Source organism: Streptococcus sanguinis (assembly GCF_019929145.1).
Lineage (GTDB): Bacteria > Bacillota > Bacilli > Lactobacillales > Streptococcaceae > Streptococcus > Streptococcus sanguinis_U.
The window spans coordinates 110,716-121,979 of the sequence record NZ_JAHZOW010000003.1 but is presented as its reverse complement, the minus strand read 5'-3'; the positions used below and the strand labels follow the sequence as shown (position 1 = coordinate 121,979).

The following is an 11,264-nucleotide window of genomic DNA, read 5'->3' as shown; positions in this document are numbered from 1 at the left end:
GATGTTTATGGAAAATATTACGGAACAATTTAATGCGGTTGCTTTAGAATATGATTGGGTAACTACTCTTTTGGAAGGCAAGCCCGATTATCTACTGGATAATTTGCCTGACCGTAGAGTTTCCGCTTTGGATATTGGTTGTGGCGGAGGGAATACCTGCATTTTTCTGTCTTCATATTTTCAACATGTGACAGGAATAGATCTTTCTGTGGATTTTCTGCAGATAGCAAAAGATAAAGTAGAAAAAGAAGATTTACAGAATGTAGAATTACTGCAGGATGATTTTTTAACCGCTGTTTTTGAGAAACAATTTGATTTTATTTTCAGTCGAACGACATTTCATCATTTGGACATCCCTGAAGCTTTGGAAAAATGTAAGAAATTACTAAAGCCAGGTGGCATCCTGTTTGTTATGGACAATGTATCAGAAAAGCCCACTCCTTCAACTTGGACCTATGTTGTAGGCGCTTATTTAGATTTTCCTCGACACTGGAAAAGATTCGGCTTGAAAAATGCCAGAAGAATCTTCAAACATAGCACCTCCAAATCTTGGCTCAATCATTTAGCAACAGATCGCTACCTTTCTAAAAAAGGATATGAAGAGATTTATGGGAAGTTGCTGCCAGGCTGTAAATTAATTCAGGATGGTTGGAATATGAAAGTCATCTGGCATCATAAACCAATAGATGGTTAACAAAGGAAAGGACTCTCTCATGAAACTTAGAATAAATGCCGAAGATAAGCCTGCGCAAAAGGTGTTTGATTACCAGCTGGATCTTGACCCAGATACGATTTTGAAAATGACCGCTTTGATTTGCGGTACGGTGGCAGCGGTTAGCCTGCTGTCCCTGTTTAAAGAGAATTAACAAAAGAAAAGGAGAAGCAGCATGGTTCTGCCAAATTTTAAAGAAAACTTAGAAAAATACGCTAAACTATTGGTTGCCAATGGTATTAATGTGCAGCCGGGTCACACGGTGGCGCTCAATATTGATGTGGAGCAGCGTGAGCTGGCTCACTTGATTGTCAAGGAGGCCTATGCTCTGGGTGCTCACGAGGTCATCGTCCAGTGGGCGGATGATTTGACTACGCGGGAGAAATTCCTCCATGCACCGATGGAGCGCTTGGACAATGTTCCAGACTATAAGGTGGCTGAGATGAACTATCTCCTCGAAAAGAAAGCCAGCCGCTTGGGCGTTCGTTCATCTGACCCAGGAGCTTTAAATGGCGTGGATGCCGAGAAATTATCGGCTTCTGCTAAGGCTATGGGGATAGCCATGAAGCCGATGCGGATTGCAACCCAATCCAATAAAGTCAGCTGGACAGTCGCTGCAGCAGCCGGTACAGAGTGGGCTAAGAAGGTTTTTCCAAACGCAGCCAGTGATGAGGAAGCGGTAGACTTGCTTTGGGATCAGATTTTCAAAACCTGCCGTGTCTATGAGAATGATCCAGTAGCCGCTTGGCAGGCGCATGAAGAAAAACTCAGCTCAAAAGCTAAGGTTTTAAACGAGGAGCAATTCACAGCTCTGCACTACACAGCTCCTGGAACTGACTTGACATTGGGCTTGCCCAAGAACCATCACTGGGAGTCAGCTGGCAGTCTAAATGCCCAGGGCGAGTATTTCATTGCCAATATGCCAACAGAAGAGGTCTTTACAGCACCGGATTTCCGCCGAGCTGAAGGTTATGTGACCAGCACTAAGCCGCTCAGCTACAATGGCAACATCATCGAAGGCATTAAGGTAACTTTCAAGGATGGCCAGATTGTGGACATTACTGCTGAAAAGGGAGACCAGGTTATGAAAGATCTTGTCTTTGAAAATGCGGGTGCGCGTGCTTTAGGTGAGTGTGCCTTGGTACCAGATCCAAGCCCGATTTCCCAATCAGGTATTACCTTCTTCAATACTCTCTTTGATGAAAATGCTTCTAACCACTTGGCTATCGGTGCAGCCTATGCGACTAGTGTGGTCGGTGGAGAGAATTTCTCTGAAGAAGAGTTGGAAGCAGCGGGTCTCAACCGCTCGGATGTCCATGTGGACTTTATGATTGGCTCTGATCAGATGGATATTGACGGTATCCGTGAAGACGGCAGCCGCGTAGCAATCTTTAGAAATGGAGACTGGGCAATCTAAGGTTTCGAGCTGCCTTAAATGGCACATTCCATAATGACAGCTTCCACTTGCTTCTTGAGAAGTCTTGCTAGAAATATAGAAAGAAGGGGAATATATGATTGGTAGTATGTTTGTCGGTTTTATCATCGGCCTTATCGCTGGGGCTATTACCAGCCGTGGGGAGCGCATGGGCTGTATCGGAAAAATCCTCTTGGGCTGGTTTGGTTCCTTGATAGGTCAATTTCTCTTTGGCCATTGGGGACCAATGCTTGCTGATACAGCTGTTGTTCCATCAGTGCTAGGAGCAGTTATCCTCTTGGCTATTTTCTGGAGACGGGATAGTTAGAATAGAAAAAATACCTAGATAGTTTCTATCTAGGTATTTTCGATAATGATATGCAAGTTATTTACTCAATCACCAACATGCCGTCTTTGACTGCAAATGGGTCTTTTTCATTGATGCGGTCATAGAACATGATGCCGTTGATATGGTCGATTTCATGCTGAACAACAATGGCGTTATAGCCCTTGAGTTTGATACGATGCTTTTGACCATCCTTGTCAAAGTAATCCACGGTCACTCGTGCATGACGAACTACGTAGCCCGGTACTTCTCGATCGACTGATAGGCAGCCTTCACCATCAGCTAAGGCTGCATCCTGAACGGAATGGGCTACAATCTTAGGATTGTACATCAGCGTTTGCAGACTATAAGCTTCCTTAGGCGGATTGCCCTCTTCGTCGTCAGGGTTGGGAACTAAAACAGCGATGAGCCGTTTGGAAATATCCAGCTGGGGAGCAGCTAGACCAACACCGCCACGCAGTCCCATTTTTTCCGCCATGACTGGGTCTTGGGAATGTTTGAGAAATTGCATCATCTTCTCGCCCAGAATGATTTCTTGATCTGATAGAGGGAAGCTGACTTCCTCAGCGATAGCACGCAGGGTCGGATTACCCTCGCGGATAATGTCCTCCATATCAATTAAATGGGCTGGTTTGGTTAATCGTTCAATAACAGATGTTTTTTCACTCACAGACATGATTCTCTCCTTTTTCTATCCTTCATCATAACATAAAACCTCCAAGAAATAAAGGCGGGAGCGGTTTTGACTGACTGGCGTTACCAGATTTTGAATGGAGCCACAGCGACCCATGATATTCCTGGCAAAGAAATTGCGTCTTGGCCCAAAAAACTGTATGATAGAGGTAGTGTGAATTTTAAAGGAAAATAGAATGAAAAAATTGATGGAAAAAGTGAGTATCCTCTCGCTTTCTTTGATTCTGACGACGGCTTTTTCGATTTCCAGTGCCCAGTCAGCCATGTTTGCTTTTTATAAGGGGATTCCAGAAAGTTGGGTAGAACTTCTGGTTTCTTTGCCTTCGGCTGGGATTATGCTGATGTTGCTGTTTAATAGGGTCATTGAAAAATACCTAACAGAGCGTCAGATGATTGTGAGCGGGCTTCTGATTTTTTCACTTTGCGGGCTTCTTCCTCTACTTAATCAGTCTTACTGGCTTATGTTTGCCTCTCGGATTGTTTTTGGGATGGGAATCGGTCTACTCAATGCCAAGGCTATCTCGATTGTTAGCGAACGCTACAAGGGACAGGAACGCGTTCGGCTTTTGGGACTGAGAGGGTCGGCAGAAGTAGTTGGTACAGCCCTCTTGACTTTTGGTGTCAGTCGGCTTCTTCCTCTCGGCTGGCAGGCTGCCTTTCTCGTCTATACTTTCGGACTGGTGGTTTTAGCGCTTTATCTGCTTTTTGTCCCTTATGACAAGGTCTCTGAAAAGCAGCAAGAGCAGTCTGAATCGACTCCCAAGCTAAGCAGTCAGGATTGGCAGCTGAGTCTAGTTTTTGCATTTGTGGCGGGGGTCATTGTGCTGACTTATATTGCCATCAATGTGCGGGTGCCGGGGATTGTAGAGAAGTCTGGTATGGGAACAGCTCAAACTGCAGGCGTTATTCTTTCCTTGATGCAGTTGATTGGGATTGCAGCGGGCATCAGCTTTGCTAGTTTGACCCGTCTTTTTAGAGATAAACTGCTGATGCTTTCTGGTCTGGTTTTTGGACTGACTCAGATTGTTATTGGCTTCTCACCAAATCTCTTGTCACTCAGCATGGCTACTATTAGCGCCGGCTTTGTCTATAGTGTCGGTCTGACGACCATTTTTTACACCCTGTCCGAGCGCATTTCCGCCCACCTACTCAATCAAGCCACTTCTATCGTGATTTTAGGTTGCAGTATCGGAGCAACGGCCACTACATTTGTCCTCAGTTTCATCGGGAGATTCTCCAACGCCCCAGCCTTTATCTTCAGCGTTTTGGGACTGGCTATGATTCTGACCTCGCTCTTTGTTCTAAGATTTAGCAAAGAAAAGAGCGGATTGGATTCAGGAAGCTAGGAGGTTATATGATGCGTCTGGATAAATTTTTAGCAGAAAATGGTCTGGGCTCACGCGCTCAGGTCAAGCAGATCCTAAAGAAAGGGCTGGTTTTGGTCAATGGTAGAGCAGAGAAATCACCTAAGACTCAAATTGATGAGACAGCAGATGAGATTGTCGTTTCTGGCCAAAGGCTGACCTATGAAAAATTCGTTTACTACCTTCTCAACAAGCCGCAGGGAGTCATTTCGGCTACAGAAGATAACCGTCATAAGACAGTTCTGGACTTGCTGGACGAGACTGCCCGTCAGAAGGAAGTCTTTCCTGTTGGCCGCTTGGATATTGATACCCATGGTCTGCTCCTTCTGACCAATAATGGCAAGCTGGCTCATGCCATGCTGTCACCCAAAAAGCACGTCGAAAAAATCTACCGAGCTCAAGTGGCAGGTCTAATGAACCAAGCAGATGTAGAGCGATTTGCTGCAGGAATAGAACTGAAAGACTTCACCTGTCAGCCAGCTCATCTCAAGATTTTAGAGCTGGACGAGGCAAAAGAGACTTCTCTCGTAGAAATTACACTAGCTGAAGGCAAGTTCCACCAGGTCAAGCGCATGGTAGCTGCCTGCGGAAAAGAAGTCACGGATCTTCAGCGCCTCACGATGGGGCCCCTACAGTTGGATCCTGCACTAGCTCTTGGAGAATGGCGGAGATTGACTACTGATGAATTAGAACGTTTAACAATTTTTAAAGTCGAGCTTTAAAATCCAGCACCTAATGAATAGGTGCTGGGTTTTAATTTACGCCGTTTTTGGGATGTATTCAAAAATTACTATATATCTTAGGCACAATTCTTTTGATAATTTCCTGATGACAATTGGACTGAATTTTGATTGAAAACGCTAATTATTTTGTTTATACTAATAATATAGGAGGGCTAGAAGTGTTATCAAATGAGCTCATTGAAAAATTTCAGCTTTTATCCAAATATTCAGATTCTTCTCTTGAGGAAATGGAAAAACTTCTAAAAATTAATCGTAAATATCTTATTCTGCAAATTGAAAAAATTAACGATGTTTTAGAATCTTTTCATTTTCCAGTTATTGAGGTGAAAGGAGGACGAATTAGAACTCCGGCAGTACCCTTGAATAGCCTTTTTGAAAAGATATCTCATCATACAGGTGACTATCTTTTTCATGAAGAGCGCTTAGAAATGATTGTGCTTTATATTCTGTTGGCTCAGCACTTTGTATCCAATCAGCATTTACAGAATCTATTGCAGATGAGCAGAAATTCAGTCCTGTCGGATATAAAAAGGCTTAAGCAACATTTACTTTCTTATCAGATAGAACTGTCTTATACTCGTAAACAGGGATATTTTTTAGCAGGAAAAACAAAAAAGCTCATTTATCTATTAGAGAAGACATTGAGTGAGCTTTTGTCAATAGCGAGTGGGCGCTGGGCACTTCGATATTTGCTTGAAGATTGTGGTCTAGAGCTTAATGATGGGGAAGTTGCAGACAGACTCGTTTTACTCGGAAAAAAGTATAACATTCATTTTTTGTCCGAAAAAACGAAAGAAGTAAGCTGTCTTATCGCTATTTTAAAGGCGGGGAGTTTAAAAATATGTCCTAACGATGATATTGCCTTAGGAGAGATATATACAAATTCTTTGTTTGATCTATGTGAAGAACTATTACAAACTTACCCAGAGTTGGCAGGCAAAAAGAATTTTATCTTTTCTCGCTTGCTAGGTTGTACAGAAGGAAATCTTCAAGTTTTTTCTGACCAAAGGGTATTTGAGTTGATGGAAGATATAATAGAACAGGTCAAAGCTCATACAGGAGCAGATTTTTCTCAATCTCCTCAATTTCGTCAAAATTTATACTCGCATCTTTATCCAGCGTATTATCGCCTGTTATTTGATATTCCTTTAATAAATCCATTGAAAGAACAGATTAAAGCAGATTTTGGCTCACTCTACTATTTGGTAAAACGAAGTCTTATTCCTTTAGAAGAATACGTAGGCAAACTATTAAGTGATGATGAAGTAGCTTACTTCACGATTCATTTTGGTGGATATTTAGAGGGAGAGTATAAGAAAGATAGTATACAAACTTTAAGGGCTTTGAGTATCTGTCCAAATGGAGTGAGTTCTTCCCTGATTCTTCAGGCGGAATTAAAGCATCTTTTTCCAAATATGATGTTTAAGCCTGTTCACCAGCTTGATGAAGCTAAAAAGATAGACATTGAAGAATATGACCTTGCTTTTTCAACAGTTCCGTTTGAATCAGAAAGACCAGTCTATATACTGCAGCCTGTTATGAAGGCTGTTGAAAAGACCATGTTAAAACGCAGAGTCATCAGTCAATTTTCTTGGATTGAAACTCAAGGAATTTCCTTAGACGGGTTGATAGAAATTATAGAGCGACATACAACGATTCATCACTATCCTGAGCTAATGAGAGAACTATCGAATTACTTGATAGGCTGGCAAAAAGGTCAGACGAGAGGAGGATATGGTTTGACAGAATTATTAAAAAAAGAATTTATTCAACAGACTAATCAGGTCAAGGATTGGAAAGAAGCTATTTCTTTGGCAGCCGCACCTTTGCTGAGGGGAAATTATATTGAGCAGTCTTATATTGAAGGAATGATTGCTTCTGTGGAGAAGTTAGGAGCCTATATTGTACTAGCACCGAAAGTCGCTGTTCCTCACGCTGCTCTTGATTTGGGGGTAAACAAGTTAGGAATGAGTTTGCTGCAGGTGGCAGAGCCAGTTGATTTTGATGTAAAAGGAGATGAGGAAAAACAAGTTCAGTTGATTTTTGTACTTGCCGCCATTGATTCAACTGCCCATTTGAAAGCTTTACAAGAGCTTGCTATGATTTTAGATGACGATGAGTCCATAGAACAGTTAATTGCAGCAGAAAATCCAGATGAAATAATGGAAATCATTACCGAAACAATAAAGAATGGAGAAAAAGATGATTAAAATTGTCACAGTTTGTGGAAATGGTATTGGCAGCAGCTTACTTCTTCGGATGAAAGTAGAAGCCATTGCCAAAGATTTAGGAATAGAAGTAGAAGCAGAATCTTGTGATTCTAATGCAGCGGTCGGAAAGGGAGCAGACCTATATGTGACAGTGAAAGAATTTCAAGATATCTTTCCTGAGGGAACAAAGGTTTGTATCGTTAAGAGCTATACTAATCGCAAAAAAATCGAAGCAGACCTTGTTCCTGTATTAGAAGAAATGAGAAATCAATAAGAAGAAAGAATGGAGGTTCAGCCATGAATGGTATACTCACGCTGTTTCAAAATATCTTAAGTGAACCAGCCTTTTTAATGGGACTGATAGCTTTTGTTGGTTTAGTAGCTCTTCGAACTCCAAGTCATAAAGTTTTGACTGGAACACTAGGGCCGATTCTAGGGTATTTAATGTTAGCCGCTGGAGCAGGAGTTATTCAAAATAATTTATCTCCTTTAGCTAGTTTGATTGAAAAAGGGTTTGGTATTACAGGTGTTGTTCCCAATAATGAAGCTGTAACATCAGTTGCTCAGAAAATACTGGGTGTTGAGACGATGACAATTCTCATTGTTGGCTTATTGCTAAATTTATTATTTGCTCGTTTTACTCGCTTTAAATACATCTTTTTAACAGGGCATCATAGTTTCTTTATGGCTTGTTTATTGTCAGCCGTTTTAGGAGCAATTGGCTTTAAAGGAGCTGCCATGATTGCAGTAGGAGGATTTATATTAGGTGCTTGGTCAGCTATTTCTCCAGCTATTGGACAGAAATATACTCTTCAGGTAACGGACGGAGACGAGATTGCAATGGGACATTTTGGCAGTCTGGGTTACTATCTCTCAGCCTGGATTGGATCTAAGGTAGGAAAAGGCAGCACCAGTACAGAGGAGTTGAAAATTTCAGAAAAATGGAGTTTTCTTCGCAATACTACAATATCAACAGGTATTGTCATGGTTGTCTTTTATCTAATAGCAACAATTGCTTGTCTGATTCGTAGTCCTAAAACAGTTGAAGAGTTAGCAGCTGGTAAGAATCCTTTTATATTTGCTATCGTCAGTGGTCTAACTTTTGCGGTTGGTGTCGCTATTGTATATGCAGGTGTGCGGATGATACTTGCTGATTTGATTCCTGCTTTTCAAGGTATCGCCACTAAGCTTATTCCGAATGCTGTACCAGCTGTGGACTGTGCTGTATTCTTCCCTTATGCGCCTACAGCAGTTATTATTGGTTTTGCCTTTAGCTTTTTAGGTGGACTGATTGGTATGTTCATTCTGGGAGCAATAGGTGGTGTGCTGATTATTCCCGGTATGGTTCCTCACTTTTTCTGTGGTGCAACAGCGGGAATCTATGGCAATGCAACTGGAGGACGCAAGGGAGCTATTTTAGGTTCTTTTGTAAACGGCCTATTCTTAGCCTTTTTACCTGCAGCAGTTTTGCCAGTATTAGGTGAACTAGGTTTTGCAAATACGACCTTTGGTGATTTTGACTTTGGTGTATTTGGTATTTTGTTAGGTCGTGTAGGGGATTCTGTTGGTCAAGTTGGTATTTATGTGATAGTAGCAGTTCTAGCTGTTATATTGCTTTTACCAAATTTCCTCAGCAAATCAGATACAGCACTGAATAATGTTTGCGACGAAGAAGAATAAGAGGGCGAATGATGGCACGAAAATTATCTATTAAAGTTTATTCAGATGGCGCAGTTTTGGAAACTATGCTTAAGGACCTAAATTCTGGTTTGGTATCGGGATTTACCACTAATCCTAGCTTAATGAAGAAAGCAGGGATTACCAGCTATATAGGATTTGCTAAAGAAGTATTAAAGGATATTAAGGAATTTCCCGTTTCTTTTGAGGTGTTTGCTGATGACATAGAAATAATGGAAAAAGAAGCAGAAAAAATAGCCTCACTGGGAGAGAATGTTTATGTAAAAATACCTGTGACAAATTCTAAAGGGGAATCAACTGTTGATTTAATGAAATGTCTAGCAGCAAAAGGTGTTAAAATCAATGCTACGGCTATTTTCACTCTTGAACAAGTTCGCGAGGTAGTTGGAGCATTGAGGGCAGGGACTCCAGGGATAGTGTCAGTTTTTGCTGGACGTATCGCAGATACGGGTGTAGATCCTGTGCCGATTATGAAAGAAGCACTGTCTATTTGTCGTCAAAAAGATGGAGTAGAGTTGTTATGGGCTAGTCCGCGCGAAACCTATAATATTTATCAAGCGGATGAGTTAGGGGTTGATATTATTACCTGTACCTCAGATTTAATTCAAAAATTATCGTTAAATGGTAAAGATTTGACAGAATATTCCCTAGAAACAGTTCAGATGTTTTTGAAAGATAGTACTAGTCTTGGTTTTAAAATCTTAGATGACTGATTAAATATTTTAAAATCCTAACCTTAAACCCCAGTTCTTAATGAAGTAGTGCTGGGGTTTTAATTTGTTTCCTTGACCGAGGCAGAGATACTTTCTTTAGAAATCTTTGGGGTTGAATTGTAAATAACATAGTACTTCACAGTTATTTTTTTGCATCTCATATGGTTATAATCTACCAAATGCTAGCCCAAGTTATAAATTTTTTCACTAGTGAATGTTTTACTAGTTATTATATATGGTATAATAAATTTCAAGATAGTAAATAGTTAGTTTGCTAGCAATGAGAATTCACTGTTAAAATCATTATAGAGGAGGATGTTATGAATCAGAATGAGTGGGTTGCGCAGTTTGAAGCGACTTATCATCGAAAACCAACAGCTCAAGAGTTCCAAGCGGCAAAGACAAGTGGGCAGTTTGGAACTCAAGAAATTCCTAAAGCAACAACGATGCTTCAAGCTAAGAATAAGCGCCGTAACCTTATAGTGGGGATTTCAATCGCTGTTACAGTCTTAGGAATTTTGGTGTTCGTCCTATTTGGCATGGGACCGAAAATTTCAGATCTTGATGGCGTGTGGATTAATCCTGCTGACTCTATTTCTTTTGTTTATGAACTGAATGATAAGAAAAAACTACTTAATGGTAAAAAAGATATTGAAAAATTAGCTGAAGGAGACAAAGCTAAGGCTGATTTTGAAAAATTTATTAAGGAAGAAAACGATCCAAAAATTAAGACCTTAGCTGATTTTGATAAGCATTTCAAACTCAATACCAAGGCTATCTTTTCTGCTTATATTGACGAAAACAAGATTTACCACCTTCTGCAAAATGATGGAAGTATGATTATTTATGATAGTCGTTCAGGTATCAATAGTTCAAATGACTCACAGTATATCAAGCGTCTTCGATTTTATAAAGTTCAGTATCCTAAGGCATTTGTTGGTGAGTGGAAAATTCGTTATAAAAATAGTGAAGATCCAAAGAACGTGAGTATCTCTGATGTTGGAATTGTAAATATAAAATCCGATAGTGATGAAGAATATAATTCTAGTGATTCGAGTAGATTGGGACTCTATCCCTTTGTAGAATATACGAAATTGATTGCTGATAATCCTGAAGAGAAACTGAGTGAAAAAGAAGTTGGGGAAAAGATTGCCATGATTAAAGAATCAGTCAGTGAGGAAGGCTATCAAGTCAAAAGTAATAAGGATATCTACATTGATATCAATTCTAACAATTATTTCGTGGTAGTTCAAAATGGTAAAAAAATACTTATTCTTGATACTGGTGGTACAATCAGAGCAAGTTTAGAAAGATAGATGAACTAAAGTTTTTAACCAGTCCTAGGAGGCTGGTTTTTTATGACTATCCTGA

At 40.5% G+C, this 11,264-nt stretch carries 12 protein-coding genes; 11 read left to right on the top strand and 1 reads right to left on the bottom strand.

What is annotated here, in order from left to right; all coding sequences use genetic code 11:
* Positions 1–7 precede the first annotated feature (7 nt).
* The 4 genes from K1I94_RS08135 (at position 8) to K1I94_RS08120 (ending at position 2,454) form a co-directional block, all read left to right on the top strand.
* Positions 8–694, top strand: a complete 687-nt coding sequence (locus K1I94_RS08135) for a class I SAM-dependent methyltransferase (protein ID WP_032906159.1) — start codon at positions 8–10, stop codon at positions 692–694.
* A gap of 19 nt (positions 695–713) precedes the next feature.
* Positions 714–866 carry a hypothetical protein gene (locus K1I94_RS08130; protein ID WP_002911653.1) on the top strand — a complete coding sequence of 51 codons (153 nt, stop codon included), beginning with the start codon at positions 714–716 and terminating at the stop codon, positions 864–866.
* Positions 867–887: 21 nt separating this feature from the next.
* A complete protein-coding gene (locus K1I94_RS08125; protein WP_011837526.1) occupies positions 888–2,129 on the top strand; it encodes an aminopeptidase in 1,242 nt (413 codons plus the stop codon).
* Positions 2,130–2,223: 94 nt separating this feature from the next.
* Positions 2,224–2,454, top strand: coding sequence for a GlsB/YeaQ/YmgE family stress response membrane protein (locus tag K1I94_RS08120; protein ID WP_002908679.1), 231 nt, complete (start codon positions 2,224–2,226; stop codon positions 2,452–2,454).
* Positions 2,455–2,515: 61 nt separating this feature from the next.
* Here the strand turns inward: K1I94_RS08120 and def are convergent, their stop codons facing one another.
* Entirely contained in the window at positions 2,516–3,148 is a 633-nt protein-coding gene (def, locus tag K1I94_RS08115; protein ID WP_004193461.1) for a peptide deformylase, read from the bottom strand.
* Positions 3,149–3,341: 193 nt separating this feature from the next.
* Between def and K1I94_RS08110 the strand changes: the two genes are divergently transcribed.
* The 7 genes from K1I94_RS08110 (at position 3,342) to K1I94_RS08080 (ending at position 11,209) form a co-directional block, all read left to right on the top strand.
* Positions 3,342–4,511, top strand: a complete 1,170-nt coding sequence (locus K1I94_RS08110; RefSeq protein ID WP_223315013.1) for an MFS transporter — start codon at positions 3,342–3,344, stop codon at positions 4,509–4,511.
* An 11-nt stretch (positions 4,512–4,522) separates the two neighbouring features.
* Complete coding sequence (locus K1I94_RS08105; protein ID WP_223315065.1) at positions 4,523–5,251, top strand: pseudouridine synthase; 729 nt, start codon at positions 4,523–4,525, stop codon at positions 5,249–5,251.
* 179 nt (positions 5,252–5,430) lie between these two features.
* Positions 5,431–7,482 carry a BglG family transcription antiterminator gene (locus tag K1I94_RS08100; protein WP_223315012.1) on the top strand — a complete coding sequence of 684 codons (2,052 nt, stop codon included), beginning with the start codon at positions 5,431–5,433 and terminating at the stop codon, positions 7,480–7,482.
* A complete protein-coding gene (locus tag K1I94_RS08095; RefSeq protein WP_032908242.1) occupies positions 7,475–7,756 on the top strand; it encodes a PTS sugar transporter subunit IIB in 282 nt (93 codons plus the stop codon). The genes K1I94_RS08100 and K1I94_RS08095 overlap by 8 nt, the downstream gene beginning before the upstream one ends.
* Before the next feature lie 23 nt (positions 7,757–7,779).
* On the top strand, positions 7,780–9,162 hold the full coding sequence (locus K1I94_RS08090) for a PTS ascorbate transporter subunit IIC (RefSeq protein WP_223315011.1): 1,383 nt from the start codon (positions 7,780–7,782) through the stop codon (positions 9,160–9,162).
* A gap of 8 nt (positions 9,163–9,170) precedes the next feature.
* A complete protein-coding gene (locus K1I94_RS08085) occupies positions 9,171–9,893 on the top strand; it encodes a transaldolase (RefSeq protein ID WP_223315010.1) in 723 nt (240 codons plus the stop codon).
* Positions 9,894–10,213: 320 nt separating this feature from the next.
* The gene (locus tag K1I94_RS08080) at positions 10,214–11,209 is read left to right on the top strand and encodes a hypothetical protein (protein WP_223315009.1); all 996 of its coding nucleotides are present in this window, start codon (positions 10,214–10,216) and stop codon (positions 11,207–11,209) included.
* The last annotated feature ends 55 nt before the right edge of the window (positions 11,210–11,264 follow it).

Bases quoted from the DNA above. Each gene is read 5' to 3' on its own strand.
- K1I94_RS08135 (WP_032906159.1), top strand. From the start codon at position 8: ATGGAAAATATTACGGAACAATTTAATGCGGTTGCTTTAGAATATGAT.
- K1I94_RS08130 (WP_002911653.1), top strand. From the start codon at position 714: ATGAAACTTAGAATAAATGCCGAAGATAAGCCTGCGCAAAAGGTGTTT.
- K1I94_RS08125 (WP_011837526.1), top strand. From the start codon at position 888: ATGGTTCTGCCAAATTTTAAAGAAAACTTAGAAAAATACGCTAAACTA.
- K1I94_RS08120 (WP_002908679.1), top strand. From the start codon at position 2,224: ATGATTGGTAGTATGTTTGTCGGTTTTATCATCGGCCTTATCGCTGGG.
- def (WP_004193461.1), bottom strand. From the start codon at position 3,148: ATGTCTGTGAGTGAAAAAACATCTGTTATTGAACGATTAACCAAACCA.
- K1I94_RS08110 (WP_223315013.1), top strand. From the start codon at position 3,342: ATGAAAAAATTGATGGAAAAAGTGAGTATCCTCTCGCTTTCTTTGATT.
- K1I94_RS08105 (WP_223315065.1), top strand. From the start codon at position 4,523: ATGCGTCTGGATAAATTTTTAGCAGAAAATGGTCTGGGCTCACGCGCT.
- K1I94_RS08095 (WP_032908242.1), top strand. From the start codon at position 7,475: ATGATTAAAATTGTCACAGTTTGTGGAAATGGTATTGGCAGCAGCTTA.
- K1I94_RS08090 (WP_223315011.1), top strand. From the start codon at position 7,780: ATGAATGGTATACTCACGCTGTTTCAAAATATCTTAAGTGAACCAGCC.
- K1I94_RS08085 (WP_223315010.1), top strand. From the start codon at position 9,171: ATGATGGCACGAAAATTATCTATTAAAGTTTATTCAGATGGCGCAGTT.
- K1I94_RS08080 (WP_223315009.1), top strand. From the start codon at position 10,214: ATGAATCAGAATGAGTGGGTTGCGCAGTTTGAAGCGACTTATCATCGA.